Annotated in this window: 11 protein-coding genes and 3 pseudogenes; 10 read left to right on the top strand and 4 right to left on the bottom strand. The window is 61.4% G+C overall.

What is annotated here, in order from left to right; genetic code table 11:
- Together ACS5Q1_RS40240 and aspA are read right to left on the bottom strand one after the other, a co-directional pair.
- Nucleotides 1-400, bottom strand: a 400-nt coding sequence (locus tag ACS5Q1_RS40240) for an acetyl-coenzyme A synthetase N-terminal domain-containing protein (RefSeq protein ID WP_473103481.1), incomplete at its 3' end; no start/stop codon positions are given.
- A 230-nt stretch (nt 401-630) separates the two neighbouring features.
- Nucleotides 631-2,082, bottom strand: a complete 1,452-nt coding sequence (gene aspA / locus ACS5Q1_RS40235) for an aspartate ammonia-lyase (protein ID WP_473103480.1) — start codon at nt 2,080-2,082, stop codon at nt 631-633.
- A gap of 401 nt (nt 2,083-2,483) precedes the next feature.
- Between aspA and ACS5Q1_RS40230 the strand changes: the two are divergent.
- Nucleotides 2,484-3,791 (top strand): annotated as a pseudogene (locus ACS5Q1_RS40230) (NAD(P)/FAD-dependent oxidoreductase).
- Between the two features lie 852 nt (nt 3,792-4,643).
- Here the strand turns inward: ACS5Q1_RS40230 and ACS5Q1_RS40225 are convergent.
- Entirely contained in the window at nt 4,644-5,522 is an 879-nt protein-coding gene (locus tag ACS5Q1_RS40225) for a GNAT family N-acetyltransferase (protein ID WP_473103482.1), read from the bottom strand.
- A gap of 514 nt (nt 5,523-6,036) precedes the next feature.
- Between ACS5Q1_RS40225 and ACS5Q1_RS40220 the strand changes: the two are divergent.
- The 5 genes and pseudogenes from ACS5Q1_RS40220 to ACS5Q1_RS40200 all read left to right on the top strand — a co-directional run.
- Nucleotides 6,037-6,509: pseudogene (locus ACS5Q1_RS40220) on the top strand (SDR family NAD(P)-dependent oxidoreductase); the annotation flags it as partial.
- Between the two features lie 627 nt (nt 6,510-7,136).
- The gene (gltA, locus tag ACS5Q1_RS40215) at nt 7,137-8,420 is read left to right on the top strand and encodes a citrate synthase (RefSeq protein WP_473103479.1); all 1,284 of its coding nucleotides are present in this window, start codon (nt 7,137-7,139) and stop codon (nt 8,418-8,420) included.
- Nucleotides 8,421-8,459: 39 nt separating this feature from the next.
- The gene (locus tag ACS5Q1_RS40210; RefSeq protein ID WP_473103483.1) at nt 8,460-8,666 is read left to right on the top strand and encodes a hypothetical protein; all 207 of its coding nucleotides are present in this window, start codon (nt 8,460-8,462) and stop codon (nt 8,664-8,666) included.
- 82 nt (nt 8,667-8,748) lie between these two features.
- Nucleotides 8,749-9,030 (top strand): annotated as a pseudogene (locus tag ACS5Q1_RS40205) (phosphoenolpyruvate carboxykinase (ATP)); the annotation flags it as partial.
- Between the two features lie 89 nt (nt 9,031-9,119).
- Entirely contained in the window at nt 9,120-10,085 is a 966-nt protein-coding gene (locus ACS5Q1_RS40200) for an IS5 family transposase (protein ID WP_473103478.1), read from the top strand.
- Between the two features lie 67 nt (nt 10,086-10,152).
- On the opposite strand, the gene ACS5Q1_RS40195 is transcribed toward ACS5Q1_RS40200, so the two are convergent.
- Nucleotides 10,153-11,046 (bottom strand): LysR family transcriptional regulator, encoded by an 894-nt coding sequence (locus ACS5Q1_RS40195; RefSeq protein WP_473103477.1) that lies wholly within the window; start codon nt 11,044-11,046, stop codon nt 10,153-10,155.
- An 87-nt stretch (nt 11,047-11,133) separates the two neighbouring features.
- Between ACS5Q1_RS40195 and ACS5Q1_RS40190 the strand changes: the two genes are divergently transcribed.
- The 4 genes from ACS5Q1_RS40190 to ACS5Q1_RS40175 are packed head-to-tail and all read left to right on the top strand — an operon-like array spanning nt 11,134 to nt 15,472.
- The gene (locus ACS5Q1_RS40190) at nt 11,134-12,480 is read left to right on the top strand and encodes an acyclic terpene utilization AtuA family protein (RefSeq protein ID WP_473103476.1); all 1,347 of its coding nucleotides are present in this window, start codon (nt 11,134-11,136) and stop codon (nt 12,478-12,480) included.
- 1 nt (nt 12,481) lies between these two features.
- Complete coding sequence (locus ACS5Q1_RS40185; RefSeq protein WP_473103475.1) at nt 12,482-12,856, top strand: AtuA-related protein; 375 nt, start codon at nt 12,482-12,484, stop codon at nt 12,854-12,856.
- Nucleotides 12,853-13,821 carry a Bug family tripartite tricarboxylate transporter substrate binding protein gene (locus ACS5Q1_RS40180; RefSeq protein ID WP_473103474.1) on the top strand — a complete coding sequence of 323 codons (969 nt, stop codon included), beginning with the start codon at nt 12,853-12,855 and terminating at the stop codon, nt 13,819-13,821. Before ACS5Q1_RS40185 ends, ACS5Q1_RS40180 begins: the two co-directional genes overlap by 4 nt.
- 55 nt (nt 13,822-13,876) lie before the next feature.
- Nucleotides 13,877-15,472 carry a tannase/feruloyl esterase family alpha/beta hydrolase gene (locus tag ACS5Q1_RS40175; protein ID WP_473103473.1) on the top strand — a complete coding sequence of 532 codons (1,596 nt, stop codon included), beginning with the start codon at nt 13,877-13,879 and terminating at the stop codon, nt 15,470-15,472.
- The last annotated feature ends 288 nt before the right edge of the window (nt 15,473-15,760 follow it).

Below are 15,760 nucleotides of genomic sequence, written 5' to 3'. Positions count from 1 at the left end.
CGCGATTGCGCATGATGTTGGCCATGCGGCAGACTTCGTCATGCAGCTCACGATAGGTGATCGTCTTCGATTCCGACGGGTCGTCGCCTTCCCAGATGATGGCGACCTGGTCGCCGCGGGTGTGGAGATGCCGGTCGATGCAGTTATAGGCCACGTTGGTGACGCCGTCCTCGAACCAGCGGATCGCCACGGTGCCGGGCCCGAAATGGGTGTTCTTGATCCGGGTCGGGGCCTTGAACCAGTGGAGGCGCTTGGCTTCCTCGGCCCAGAAGGCCTCCGGGTTCGTGATGGAAGCTTCGTACTTCGCGAGATAGCCCGCATCGTCCAGATAGGCGCGGTGGCTCCACTCGGCCGGCACGTCGTAGATCTTCGTCGAAGCGTCACTGTCAACTGTATTCATAATCCCTCGCTAGAATTTGGGTTCTGTCGCAAATTCGGTTTTTACTTACCAATCCCAGCCGCTCCGCACGGACTGGCTGCTCGAAAATCAATGGCTTGGAGCTACTGCTATGACGCGTAATAGGGCTAAAAGTGCCGATCCTTCGAGTTTGCGACAGTACCGGTGAGCCCGACACGGTATTCGTGGGCTTTGATTTCCTTCGGAACGCCGACGAGCATGGCTGTTTTCCTTCAGTTCGATGGGAGAGGTGCGATCCTGCGCGGCCGCGTCATGTTTTCAGGCCGCAGAATGTCATCGAGTTCGACCGGGCTGAGCAAACCCTCCTCCAGCACGAGGTCGGCAACGCCCCGGCCCGTGGCCTGCGCCGTTTGCGCGATGCGGGTCGCGTTCTGGTAGCCAATGACCGGGTTCAGCGCGGTCACGAGGCCGATGCTGTGGGTGACCAGTTTCCGGCAATGATCCTCGTTGGCGGTGATGCCTGTGATGCAGCGCTCGGCCAGCGCCGTCATGGCATGGGTCATGAGGCGCATGGACTGGAGAATGTTGAGCGCGATCACCGGCTCAAAAGCATTGAGCTGCAACTGCCCGGCTTCAGCCGCAAACGTGACCGTCAGATCGTTGCCGATGACCTGATAGGCCACTTGGTTGACCACCTCCGGAATCACCGGATTGACCTTGCCTGGCATGATGGAAGAACCCGGCTGCACCGGCGGCAGATTGATTTCCCCCAATCCCGCGCGTGGGCCGCTGGAGAGGAGGCGCAGATCGTTGCAGATCTTGGAGACCTTCACCGCGATGCGCTTCAGGACGCCCGAAAAGGTGACGAAGGCGCCGGTGTCCGAGGTAGCTTCGATGAGGTCTGTTGCCAGCACCAGGGCTTCGCCGCTGATCTTGGAGAGTTCGGAAACCACGAGTGCCGCATAGCCCGGATCCGTGTTGATGCCGGTGCCAATGGCGGTCGCTCCTAAGTTGACCTCGCGCAACAGTCTCACCAGTTCGTGGGTGCGCTCGATGTCCTCACTCATGGTGGTCGCGAAGGCCCGAAATTCCTGGCCGAGCGTCATGGGAACGGCATCCTGCAGCTGGGTTCGTCCCATCTTGATGATGTGCGCAAACTCTTCGCCCTTGGCGCGTAGGGCGGCGCAGAGATTCTCCATGGCTCGGGTGAGGTCGCCGTAGCTCAACAGGAGACTCAGCCGGATAGCGGTCGGATAGACGTCGTTGGTGGACTGCGACAGGTTGACGTGGTTGTTGGGATGCAGGTGTTCGTACTGCCCCTTCTCGTAGCCCATAAGCTCCAGGGCGCGGTTGGCGATCACCTCGTTGGCGTTCATGTTGGTCGAGGTGCCGGCACCACCCTGGATCATGTCAACGACGAACTGGTCGTGCCATTGTCCGGCGATCACCTCGTCACAAGCTGCCGCAATCGCAGCTTCCAATCTTTCCGGGAGAAGGCCGAGCTTGCAGTTGGTGCGAGCCGCTGCTTTCTTCACCATCGCCAGCGCGCGCACGAAGTTGGGGAAATGGGAGAGGGGAATGCCCGTGATCTGGAAATTGTCCAAGGCGCGGGCCGTCTGCACGCCGTAATAGGCGCCGGCGGGAACCGCCAGATCGCCCAGCAGGTCGTGCTCGATCCGTGTGGAGCCGTGATCGGCCGGGAGGCGGATGGGTTGGGTCAGCATCGCAGGACCTCTATAGCCTTTTGCTCTTCATCTGATTGGCTGGGTGGCCAGTGCGCAGATGCCCGATGGCAGTGCCATCTCAGCTGTCAATGAAGCGCCGAGCAACCCCGTATCACAGTGTCGTAGGCCACCAGGCCGCATCGTACCGTTGGAGATCAGTATCCGAGATTCACGCCATAGGGGGCGCCTCATTGGCACTTAAATTCGGAACTTTACATCTAAGACGGGACGCATTTCGGCACATGTTGCGGGCAGAGCCGTCTTAGTACGCCCCCGTTCCTACCATCGGCTGGGCCACCATGAAAGTCGAAGAGATCCTCCATCATCTCTTCGCTTTTCCGTCTGTCGTTGCTCGGCGGAACGGCGACATTGTGGTCTGGAGCTAACGAGAAGTTAGTCACATACACGAGCCCAGAGTCGCAGACAAGAACACGCCCTACTGGTGGGAAGAGGCACCCGTCAAGCCGCTGCCGCAGCAGCCGCTGGCCAAGAAGCTCGATGTGGCGATCGTGGGCACGGACTATGCTGGGCTGTCAGCCGGGCTGGTGCTGGCGCGGGAGGGGCGTTCGGTTGCAGCCTTCGACGCCGATGAACCCGGGCGAGGGGGCTTCTACACGCAACGGCGGAATTACCAGTGCAAGCATCCGGCCGGATTACGCCACGATCACCCGGCGCTTCGGTGAAGAGAAGGCGATGGCGATCGAGGCCGAGGGCAAGATCGCACGCGAATTCCTTTATGACTTCATCAGGACCGAGAGGCTCGAGTGCGACTTCCAGCTGGTTGGCCAGTTCAAAGGGGCAATCGGCTATGACCGGTACGAAACGATGGCGCGCAGCGCCGAGGTGCTGGCGAAGAAACTGGAGATCGAGTCTTATGCCGTTCCACAGCCCGAGCCGCGCAACTACATCGGCGCCGACTTCTATCGTGGCGGCACGGTCCGGATGGACATCGGCGGGCTGCACCCGGCCAAGTTCCATGCTGAACTCCTGCGGGTGGCGCTCGCTTCGGGATTGACGGTCCATTCGCGGGCGCCCGTAACCTCGATCAACAGGGAAGGCGACGGCTCCGTATCGTGACTTCGGCCGGGACGGTGCAGGCGCGGCAGGTCCTGGTCTGCACAGACGGCTATACCGATGGCGCCATTCCCTTCCTGCGCCGCCGACTGGTCCCGGTTCGCAGCCGGATCATCGCCACCGGGGAACTCGCGCCTGAAGTGATGGCGCGGCTGATGCCGAAGCTGATGATGATCGAGAACCGTCAGCTGGGTTTCTGTTTCCGCCCCTCGCCCGATGGCAAACGTATTCTGCTAGGGGGGCGTGACAGTTCTTGCGTAGGCGATCCGGCGGCGCCGAAGCTCTTTCTGGGCAAGGGACGGGTGAACCTTTCCCCGGAGCTCGAGAACGTTCGCCTTTTTCACAGCTGGTTCGGCAATGTGGCGATGGACCGCGACTTGCTACCCCGCATCCTCGAGAAGGACGGCGTGGTCTATGCCACCGGCTTCTACGGTCCGGGTGTAGTCTGGGCACCGTGGATCGGTACACATGCGGCTCACACGGTGTTGGGTCACAGCGAGCAAGCGCGCACCGCCTTCGACTTCCGGCCACCTGCCTTTATCCCGCTCTATCGTAGCAATCCGTGGTTCATGCCGGCCCTCATTCAAGGCTATCGGATACAGGACCGCACCGCCCTGTGGCGCGCACGCCGCTGACAGGCAAATAACTCGCTTGGCAAGGCAGGAATCCGGCCGCAGGTCCCGCTATCAACGGTTAGAATTCGGTGAAAGATACCGTCCGCAGCGGCGCCGCCGCTGCAAGCGTCTGTGACAGCGGGTCAAACTCGTGGTCGACCCGAATGCCCCAGTCGCAGAAGTGTACGATGCCGCGGGACTTGTTCCTTGCCATGTGCAAGGGGCCGTCGCCCAGCCCATATCTAACGATGAAGCTGTCAGGAACGTGTGCATCCCGTGGCAAGATGCGTTTGGCGGGGATTGGCCGCGCCCTCTGTCGCGATCAGCCCCGCTGGGATAAACGCTAGCATCTCAGCGTGACGGTTCTCAAGCGCGATGAGCACCTTTGCCTAGGCGGAGCAGGTGGTGATGGGCACCCGTCGCCTCGTAGACCATCCGCTGGGGCGTACGGTGCCAGCAAGCGCATGACGCACGCAGTTGCTCGGTGTCATTTTGAACCACCGCTCGATCCCTTTTCAGCAAGACATAGACGTCCAGGCTGTCTTTTGAGATCTGGGTGCTGGCTGCGCACGCTATACCGTCAGGCATTTCTTCCGCATCCCGTGCTTGTCAATCCGCAGCCTTGGGCGCCCGAATCTCGGTACAGGCCTCATGGAGAGAGGCGCGATCAAACTCTTGATCTAACGCGGTTCCTCCAACCGGCATTTTCCCGCTCCGTCCCCTCCCGCCGCCTGAGGGTGGCGAAGGCCCGCAAGCGGCAACCCTATCACGGGCTCGAAGCAGAGAAAGCCATGAGACATTCAGTTTCGATTCGTCTGGCAATCGCTCCATCTGGCCGGTTCTTAAAGGACCTGCTCGAAAGAGTTTTCATAGTCAGCCCAACGCATGGCCGGCCAATCCATAAACCCACGGCTTGGTATCTTCTCGGTTCAGGAATGGGCGTCCTTTGGACATCGTCGTAACAGTCTCGGAAACCGTGAGGCGGCTCTGCTGAAGAAACTCGACAAATATGCCGTCTTTCTCACGCGTATCGACGCGGGCGAAGCGTCCTCTCAGATCCTTCAGATGCACGGCCGTGAGATGGATCGCGTCATGATCATTGCTCGCGACTATGGGGCCAATCACATGACCACGACCGAACTCCCGACGCATGGAATAGCCGACGATTTCGCCACCGCGTCTCAGAGTGCAAATTGCGGCGTTTTCTGAAAGCAATGCAAGCAGCTTCTCGCGGTTTGTCCCAAATGCGCGCGTATCCAGCGCTGTGATCTCCTCAAGCTTGTCGCTTGAGAGCGCACTCAGTTCACCGTCCAGAGCTGGCACCGCTGGAATCGTCGGTGCGACCTCTCCCTGGTACTGATATACTATCGCTTCTTTGGTGAAGCCGAGTGAAACATAGAGATTATCAGCGGCATGGGTCGAATTCAGGCTTAGATTGCGGGTGCCGCACCGCTCCAGCACCTGTTCCATGAGCCATCGGCCGGTTCCTTGCGCTTGCGTACGGGGCGTTGTGATCACCAGGCCGATGGTGGCGAAATCGTCTCCGTGCGGGAACCACATCGCGCTTCCGAACACGCGTCCGATACCATCAACGGCAACGATGCCGTGGCCGGCGCGGCGCAACAAATCCCAATCCTTGGGCCGATGCGGCCAGCCAACCGCGATCGAGAGCGCGTGAAGCAGGTTCACGTCGACTTCAGCAATATCCCGCGCGACCAACTCGAAGGATTTCAGGCGCACTGACTTTCGCACTGATTTTTGCATTTTGCTTTCGTTCCTTCACTGATGCCCAAGTCCGCGGGCATGCAGCGTTCTTGATCCTGCTGCCGATTGTAATGCTCTGGCCGATGTCTTATGCCGCAGCATTGCACAGGAAAGCCAGCAGGTTTCGCTTTTTAGCGGCATTTTTTCGAAATCTTCGCTCAAAGTGCAGCGCTATTTGGCAGGGAAGACTCCTGCCTGCGGCTAGGCGGTCGGTAACCGGCAAATTGTGCCAGCAGAGTGGCTCGACGGGAGCGGTCTCCTCTCGCTCTGCCAGCAGGCTGAAGTGAAACACGGGCCCCTGCGGCTCATTCGCGCTCGCCCACAGCCAGCCCTTGTGCGCCTCGATGATCGCCGGCAGATGGCCAAGCCCATACTTAGGGCTTGGTCGTGTAGAACGCCTCGAACACTTGGTTCCTGGTGGCCGCATTGGCAGGCCTGGCTAGAGGGGCAGGACCACAAGCGGGTCGAGGCACGCGGGACTGGCGCGGGCCAGCTCAAGCCCATTGAAGATGCGCCCGGCAGCTATGTCCGGGGCGCAGTAGGACACCTCATCAACTCCCCACAGAGAGGAAACAGCATGGCGCGCGCCAGTTCAAAGCGGAGACCGGCATTCCGGTCTTCAAGTTCGACGTCTCCGATGCGGCCTCCTGCGAAAGCAGCATCCAAGCGGTCGAAGCCGAACTCGGCCCGATCGACATCCTGGTCAACAATGCCGGCATCACCCGCGACGGCATGTTCCACAAGATGACCTTCGATCAGTGGTCCGCCGTCATCCGCACCAATCTCGATTCCATGTTCACCTGCACGCGCCCGGTGATCGAGGGCATGCGCGAGCGCGGCTTCGGGCGCATCATCATTATCTCGTCCATCAACGGCCAGAAGGGCCAGATGGGACAGGCGAACTACTCCGCCGCCAAAGCCGGTGTGATCGGCTTTGCCAAGGCCCTGGCGCAGGAGAAAGCAGAATGTGCCGTATTCCGCCCGTCTTCAGCAGAATGGTGCGTCCGTCCTCTTCAAGACCAGAACGACCTTCCGTGCCGGTGCCTCTATCGTGAACCGCACGAGATATGAGGCGAACCGAATCCATGCAGGCAGATGCAATCGAACTGGTGCCCTTCGCACCGCATCATCAGCAAGGGGCGCTGGCGCGCCAAGCCGGCTGGCCGCACCATCTGGAAGACTGGGCGCCGGTGCTGTCGCGCCGCACCGGCCGTGATGCCGGGCCAACCCGACAGCATACGAACCGTGACATTGGCGCGGTTCAGTGCCGAGGAAGGGCGGCCGATAGAGTTGCCTCAGCCAAAAGACGCTATGCCTGCGCTATTGACTTTCTAGCTTGAGGTCTACTCCCAAGCCGCCAGCACGACCCTCGACAGCTGCGGCTACTTTGAGTTTGACGCAGTCGAACGGACCGCTGCTGTCAATCTCTGCGAACCAGGATGGAAGCCGCCTCAGTCGCTCTCGATCAGGTGTCGGTACGCTTCATGGTTCATGACGTTGAGAACGTGAATCAGAACATCACATCAACGATCCGACAGTGGCAGACCGAGCTACATTGACATGTGGTTTGACCGCGTCTTGCTAAGACCAGGAAGTTCGAACATGAGTCTTACGTTTCAAGCTGACAACAAGTCCGTGGAACTGCCGGTCAAAGAAGGCACCATTGGCCCGAGCGTCATCGACATCTCGAAACTCTACGGCCAGACCGGGATGTTCACCTACGATCCCGGCTTCACCTCGACGGCGGCGACCGAGTCGAAGATCACCTATATCGACGGCGACGAGGGCATCCTGCTCTATCGCGGCTATCCGATCGACCAGCTCGCCGAGCATGGCGACTTTCTGGAGACCTGCTATCTGCTGCTCTACGGCGAGCTGCCGACCGCAGCCCAGAAGGCCGATTTCGATTACCGCGTCACGCGCCACACCATGGTGCACGACCAGATGAACCGGTTCTTCACCGGCTTCCGCCGCGATGCGCACCCGATGGCCATCATGGTCGCCTGCGTCGGCGCCCTTTCGGCCTTCTATCACGACTCCACCGACATCTCGGATCCGCACCAGCGCATGATCGCGTCCATGCGCATGATCGCCAAGATGCCGACGCTCGCCGCCATGGCCTACAAGTATTCCATCGGTCAGCCCTTCGTGTATCCGCAGAACGATCTGGACTACTCGTCCAACTTCCTGCGCATGTGCTTCGCGGTTCCGGCCGAGGAGTACAAGGTCAATCCGGTGCTCTCGCGCGCTCTCGACCGGATCTTCATTCTGCACGCCGATCACGAGCAGAACGCCTCGACCTCGACCGTGCGTCTGGCTGGCTCCTCGGGTGCCAACCCGTTTGCCTGCATTGCGGCCGGCATCGCCTGCCTGTGGGGGCCAGCTCACGGCGGCGCCAACGAAGCGGCGCTGAAGATGCTGGAAGAGATCGGCACGCCGGATCGCATTCCGGAATACATCGCCAAGGCGAAGGACAAGAACGATCCGTTCCGCCTCATGGGCTTCGGCCACCGGGTCTACAAGAACTACGACCCGCGCGCCCGCATCATGCAGAAGACCACGCATGAGGTGCTGAACGAGCTCGGCATCAAGGACGATCCGCTCCTCGATGTGGCCGTGGAACTCGAGCAGATCGCGCTGAAGGACGATTACTTTGTCGAGAAGAAGCTCTACCCGAACATCGACTTCTATTCGGGCATCACGCTGAAGGCGATGGGCTTCCCGACTTCCATGTTCACGGTGCTGTTCGCGCTCGCCCGCACGGTCGGCTGGATCGCCCAGTGGAGCGAGATGATCGAGGATCCGTCCCTGCGTATCGGCCGCCCGCGCCAGCTCTATACCGGTTCGCCGGAACGTCCCTACATCGTGGAGTCCCGTCGTGGATAAGCAGATACTTTCTTTCTTTTCTGGCAGAACACCCGGATCATGACGCAGTGGGTCTACACCTTCGGGGACGGTAAGGCCGAGGGCCAGGCGGGGATGAAGAACCTGCTCGGCGGCAAGGGGGCCAATCTGGCCAAGATGTCCAACTTGGGACTGCCAGTTCCTCCCGAATTTACTACTGCCATCCAGGTCTGCATAAAGCCTCTATATAGAGCGCTTCAGCAGACCGATGGCACTGTGGACAATTGACACGCTGGCGTAAGGACGAATGCAGCGCCAGCCAGCACTTGCTCCATCCTCGTATCTACCTCTACATGAAAGGCGTTCTTCCGTGGAAAATATCGGCGTTTTCAACAGCGCACAGGGCGCAGAGGCCTCCGGTCTCCGCAATCTCAAACGGGTCTATTGGAATCTTGAGGCGCCCGCGCTCTACGAGCAGTCCCTGACCCGGGGCGAGACCAAGCTCGTCCAGGGCGGTGCGCTCCTGGCCGACACTGGCGTCCACACGGGCCGTTCGCCCAAGGACAAGTTCGTGGTGCGCGACGAGACCACGGAAAACACCGTGTGGTGGGACAATAACGGCGCCATCACGCCCGGTCATTTCGACACCCTGCTGCCGCCTTGTTGCATGGATGAGCGAGTTGGTAACCGCGGCTGGGTAGCGTAGGGGGCCTATTCGGCTCCTGACCAAAGATTTCGACTGTGCCCTTCAAAGCCAATGCCGCTCGCCGTCACCGCATTCCGAAGCAGCGGCACCGAGTGACGAATTGGGCCGAGTACGATGCTGCCCTGCGCCAGCGCGGAAGCCTCACGGTGTGGTTCTCTGAGGAGGCGATTGCCGCCTGGCGGGCCGAGCCCCGCACGACACCGGGCGGTCAGCCGCATTACTCAGCCCTGGCGATCAGGACGGCCCTAACCCTGCGGGCGGTGTTCCGGCTGGCACTGCGCCAGACCGAAGGGCTGATCGGCTCAGTTCTGAGGCTCCTTGGCCTGAACCTGGCCGTGCCCGATCACTCCACCCTGAGCCGGCGTGCCGAAACCCTGGAGGTGCCACGGCCACAGTCATGCACCGGGCCCATTCACCTGCTGGTCGACAGCACGGGCCTGCGCCTCGGCGGACCCGGCGAGTGGTTGCTTGAGAAGCACGGCACCCGGAGGCGCCGCGCCTGGCGCAAGCTGCACATCGGTGTCGATGCTGAGACTGGACAGATCCTGGCATCTGAGCTGACGACCAGCGATGTTGATGACGGCGCGCAGGTCGAGCCCTTGCTCGACCAGATCGCAGCTCCACTCGGCTCGTTCACTGGTGATGGTGCCTACGACCAAATCGGCGTCTACGACACTGTCGCCCAGCGCCATCCTGAGGCTGACATGATCGTTCCACCCCGGTCAACCGCAGTGCTGAGCGATGATGTGGAGACCACTCCGACCCAGCGTGACCGGCATCTCCAAAGCATCGCCGAGTATGGACGCATCGGCTGGCAGAAGAGGTCCGGGTACACGCGTCGGGCTCTGGTGGAGGCCACTATCAGCCGGCTGAAACGAGTGATTGGGAACGGCTTACGCTCACGGACGGATCAGCGTCGCCTGACGGAGGTCGCGATCACCGTTCATGTCCTGAACCGTATGCTCGAGCTTGGACGCCCGAAGTCCGTCCGCATCGCCTAAACGAAAGGCATGGGGTGGGCTCAGTGCGTCCACCAACCGATCCGTGCAACACGGTCTGATGATCTGCTCAGGTGGTTTGTAGCGCCTGGATCAACTCGCGGGCAAAGCTCTCGCTGGCGGGCGGAAGTGTCCGCTCCGCCTTCTTGATGATCGAGACCGCCCGGGTAAATCGCCGGTCATTGACAGGACGCGAGCGCAAGGTCTGCTCAGCTCGGACTTCCATGGCAGAGCCGGGCAGGATGGCGGCCCCCAAGCCCGCCCGCACCATGCCCACCGCCGTCGACATGTACGTTGCTTCGGCGGCAACGATCGGCAGTCGGCCGGCCGCAAGGAACGCTGCATCCACCACCGCACGCACGCTTGTGGCCGGATGCATCAGAATAAGCGGATGGCGGGTCAAGGCCTCTACATCAACCTGTTCCATGTCGCCGAACGAATGTCCAAGCGGGTAGACAACATGCATGTGGTCCTGCGTCGTGTGCAGCACCTCGAAATCGGGATCGACGATCCGGCCGCCTGTCAGCCCAAGGTCAACCTGCTCCTCGCGGACCTGGGCAATGACCCCGCTGGCAATCACGTCATGAATCACGAACGAGATCTTCGGGTTTGCCTCCCGGAACTGGGCGATGATCTCCGGCAGGACACCCGCAGCAAAGGAGGGCAGGGCGGCAAGGCGGACAATACCGTGCCGCTGGGCAGCCACGTCCCGGGCTTCGGCCACAACAGCGTCGAGGTCTCGCACGATGCGCTGCAACGCCGGCACGAGTTCCCGGCCCATCCTTGTGAGGGAGACAGTACGGGTGTTGCGGTCGAATAGACGCACACCCAAGGCTTGCTCCAGATTGCGGATCTGCACCGTGAGCGCCGGCTGCGACAGGTTCAGGAGGCCGGCGGCCCGCGTGAAGCTGCCAAGCTGGGCCACCGTAACAAAGGCGCGGATCTGGCGGAGGTCGGGATTCATAAATTCAGATTATTACTGTGATCCAATCATTTCAATTGTGTGATTACCGGCTCCGGCCTGTAATGCGTGTGAGATCCGGAGGCACGCATGAGACAGATCAGGATCGGCGCCGGCGCAGGTTATTCCGGTGACAGGATCGAGCCGGCCATCGAGCTCGCTGAGAAGGGCGACCTTCAGTATCTGGTGTTCGAGTGCCTCGCTGAACGCACCATCGCCCTGGCCCAGCAAGCCAAGCTCAAGGATCCCGCTGCCGGCTATGATCCGCTGCTGCCGGAGCGGCTTCGGGCGGTTCTCCCTCTCTGCCATTCCAAGGGCATCCGGATCATCACAAACATGGGAGCGGCCAACCCCATTGCCGCAGCCGAGCGAACCCGGGCTGTTGTCCAGGAGCTTGGCTTCAAAGGCCTCAAGATTGCGGCCGTCATTGGCGATGACGTCCTGCCCCATCTGTCCAACGGTGACTACCGCGTCGAGGAAACAGGTGCTGCCGTTGCTGATATCGGCAACCGCGTCGTGTCAGCCAATGCCTATATTGGGGCACAGCCCATTGCCGAGGCGCTCGCCATGGGCGCGGACATCGTCATCACCGGCCGGGCTGCCGATCCCTCACTCTTCGTCGGGCCTCTGATCCATGAGTTCGGCTGGAGCTTGAACGACTGGCATCGGCTCGGCCAGGCCACACTGATCGGGCATCTTCTCGAATGTGCCGGGCAGGTGACGGGCGGGTACTTCGCCGATCCCAGCTACAAGGATGTTCCCGACCTTGCCTGCTTGGGTTTCCCCATCGGCGAAATCAGTGAGGATGGCTCCGTCGTCATCACGAAAGTGGCGGGGTCTGGGGGGCGGGTCACGCCCGCCACCTGCAAGGAGCAGATCCTCTATGAGATCCACGACCCGGCGCGGTATCTTACCCCAGACGTGATTGCCGACTTCTCGCGCGTCACCGTTGAGGAGATCGGGCCTGACCAGGTCCGCATCCAGGGTGCCTCTGGTGGCCCCCAGCCGGAGGCCCTGAAGGTGTCCATTGGGACAGTCGAAGGCTTCGTCGGCGAGGGGCAGATCTCCTATGCCGGACCCGGCGCCCGTGCCCGCGGCGAACTGGCGCTCGACATCGTCAGGGAACGCCTCAAGCTCACGGGTGTCCACACCTCCGAGCTGCGCTTCGATCTCATCGGTGTCAATTCTCTCCATGGAGATAGGCTCTCGAGGAGCGGCAGCCGCCATGAGCCCTACGAGGTCCGCGTCCGCGTCGTCGGGCGCACCGACAGCCTTGCTGAGGCCGTGCGGATCGGCAACGAGGTCGAGACCCTCTACACCAACGGCCCGGCTGGTGGGGGAGGGGTGACGAAGTCCGCCCGTGAGGTGGTCGGCATCCTCTCGACCTACATCCCGCGCGACCTCGTCCGTCCCACCGTTCACTACGTGGAGTGCTGAGATGAAGCTCCGACAGCTTGCCCACTCCCGCACCGGCGACAAGGGCAACACGTCCAGCATCTCGGTCATCGCCTATGACGAGCAGGATTACCCTCTGCTGATCCGGCATGTGACGTCCGAGCGCGTCAAAGCCCATTTCGGCGACCTCGTGGCAGGGGAGGTGATCCGCTACGAGATCCCGAGCCTCGGCGCCCTGAACTTCGTCCTGCGCCAGGCGCTCGGTGGCGGCGTGACCCGCTCGCTGATCCTCGACACCCACGGCAAGAGCCTGAGCTCCGCTCTGCTCGATCTCGAGGTTCCGGAAGAGACCAACACCTACGAAGCGCCAGCCCAAGGCGACGCACAACAATCATCCCCTGGAGGAGGCACCCCATGAGAGTGAAGACCTGGACTGCTGCTTTGGCGCTTGCTGGAACCGTGCTGGCCGCTTGGCCTGCTGCGGCGCAGACCTATCCGACCCGGACCATCAAGTTCATCGTGCCGTTCGCCGCCGGCAGCGCGACGGACGCTCTCGCCCGCATCGTGGGCGAGCATGCCTCCAAGACGCTCGGGCAATCGATCATCGTCGAGAACATGGCCGGCGCGAACGGCAACCTGGCCGCCCAGAACGTGGCCCGGGCCGAGCCTGACGGCCACACGGTGCTGATCACCACGAACACGACGCATGGCGCCAACCAGAGCCTGATGAAGAACGTGCCGTACGACGCGATCAACAGCTTCGAGCCGGTGACGAAGCTCGGCACGATTTCCCTCGCACTGATCACGAACCTGTCTGTACCCGCCAAGAACGTGCAGGAACTCATTGCCCATGCCAAGGCAAAACCCGGCGAGCTCACCTTCGGGTTCGGTTCGAGCTCATCCCGCATTGCCGGCGAGATGCTGAAGTCCCTGGGCAGCGTCGACATCCGGGGCGTGCCGTACCGGAGCAATCCTCAGGCCATCACGGATCTTCTCGGCGGGCAGATCAACATCGTCTTTGCCGACATCTCGACCACGTTGCCCCAGGTCAAGGCCGGCAAGGCGAACGGTCTTGCGGTGTCGACGGCCAAGCGCAGCCCGCTGGCACCGGACCTGCCGACCATGGAGGAGGCAGGCGTGAAGGGTTACGACCTCGCCGCATGGTTTGCCGCGTTCGTGCCGGCCAAGACCCCGAAGCCTGTGGTCGACAAGCTGCGCGAGGCGCTGGTGGCCGCGGTCAACGACAAGACCACCCAGGACAAGCTCCTCACGGCCGGGATCGAGCCGGAGGCCAGTACGCCTGAGGAGCTGAAGGCGTTCGTCGGTGCCGAGATCAAGAAGTGGGCCGACATCGTCAAGGCCGCGGGAATCCAGCCCGAATGATGGCCACCGGAAGGTCGGTGGCTCTCAATCTTTCTACGGGTGAGGAGGAAACATTATGAACTTCAGCAATTGCACCTTGGCGGTTAGTGCCATCGGCTTGGCCCTGCTGAGCGAGATCGGCATGGGCGCCACTGCTGCTGCTGCCAAAGCTTGCGATACCGCCGCGCTCACCGGGATCAAGCTGGAGGGAGCAAGAGTACGTGCGGCGTCGGAGATCCCGCAGGGCTCCTACACACCGGAAGTCACCACGAAACCTCTCGCCAATCTCCCTGCCTTCTGCCGTATTCAGGCCACTGCCTCTCCGACCCCTGACTCACGGATTCAATTCGAGGTCTGGGTGCCCCAGGGCAGCAGTTGGAACGGCAAGCTCGTCACCACCGGCAATGGCGGCTACAGCCCGGTCCTCAGCTATACGGATATGGCCTACGCACTGCGCCAGGGCTATGCGGTGATTGGCGGAGACACGGGGCATCAGTCAGCCGATCCGAACGAAATGTTCTGGGGGGTCGGGCATCCGGAGAGGATCGCCGATTGGGGCAAGCGCTCGATCCACGCTATCACCGTGCCTGGGAAGCAACTCGTTTCGGAACTACGCGCTCAGGACGCAAAGCGGGCCTACTACTACGGCTGCTCGACCGGGGGGCACCAGGGCTATGCCGAGATGCAGAACTATCCGGAGGACTTTGACAGCGTCATTGCCGGTGCTCCGGGGAACAATCGAACCCGTTTGAACGTGGAGTTCCTCCATCGTTTCCTGTCCAATCGTTCTGTCAACACGAATGGATCAGTTATCCTGACGGCACCGAAAGCGACGCTCATCACGCAGTCGGCAATCGCCGCGTGTGACCGCCTCGATGGCGTGACGGACGGTGTTATCGAAGACCCGCAGGCTTGCACGACGGATCGATTCGATGTCGCATCCCTGCAATGCCGTGGGGGTGACGCCGCGAATTGCCTGACCGCCGAACAGGTTGCGGTGGCACAGAAGATATATGCCGGCCCTAAAAACCCTCGTACCGGGGCCCACCTGTATCCTGGCCTGGTCGTTGGCACGGAAGCAGGGTGGCCGCAGTACTGGGGAACGACCGAACCGGTGCGGGCGGACTTCTGGCGCCTGTGGGCCTTTGAGAACCCACAGTGGAACTGGTGGACATTCGACTATGATCGCGACGTTTTGTTCGCCGAGGCGAAGCTGGGCCATCTTGTCGACCAAACCAACCCGGACTTGAACAGCTTCAAGACCAGCGGTGGCAAAGCGATCGTGTACCAAGGCTGGCAGGACCCCGTCGTCAATGCGGTTGACACAATCGGCTACATCGAAAAGGTCACTGCGCTTCAAGGCAGCCGATCCGAGACAGACACATTTCTGCGACTGTTCCTTGTTCCAGGCATGGGCCACTGTAGCGGGGGCGCCGGCGCAACGAACTTCGGCAATCAATCAAGTCCGTCACCTGTGCTCGATCCGGAGCACGACGTGCTCATGGCTCTTGATCGCTGGGTTGAGCAGGGTGTTGCACCGGATCGTATCGTCGCATCGCGCGTCGTCGACGGAAACACGGTTCGCACGAGGCCAATCTGCCCGTTTCCCAAGAAGGCAGCGTATCGAGGCACTGGCAGCACAGACGATGCCTCGAACTTTGTCTGTGAGTAGAAGTAGAACTCAGGGAATTAGCCGCCCGTGAGTGCCGCGCCTGCCAAGTTCCAGGTTCTGACATCGTCAAGGCCGCCGGCATTCAGCCCAAGTAGCAGTCTGTACCAATAACATGACACCAACGGGAGGATGAGATGAAGCGAAGTGCCTTTTGTTTCCTCACCACAGATCCTATATGTGGACGGCTTCCTCCTCACAAGGGTGTTGGTCAGTACTATGATCGGATCGCTTGCGCCCATATGTCCGGCCTGTCGGTGCGGTCGCGCATGACCGCGGGCCAAGATGGTT

It is taken from the genome of Microvirga sp. GN3 (genome assembly GCF_055792825.1).
This window is presented reverse-complemented; position numbering and strand designations above follow the sequence as displayed.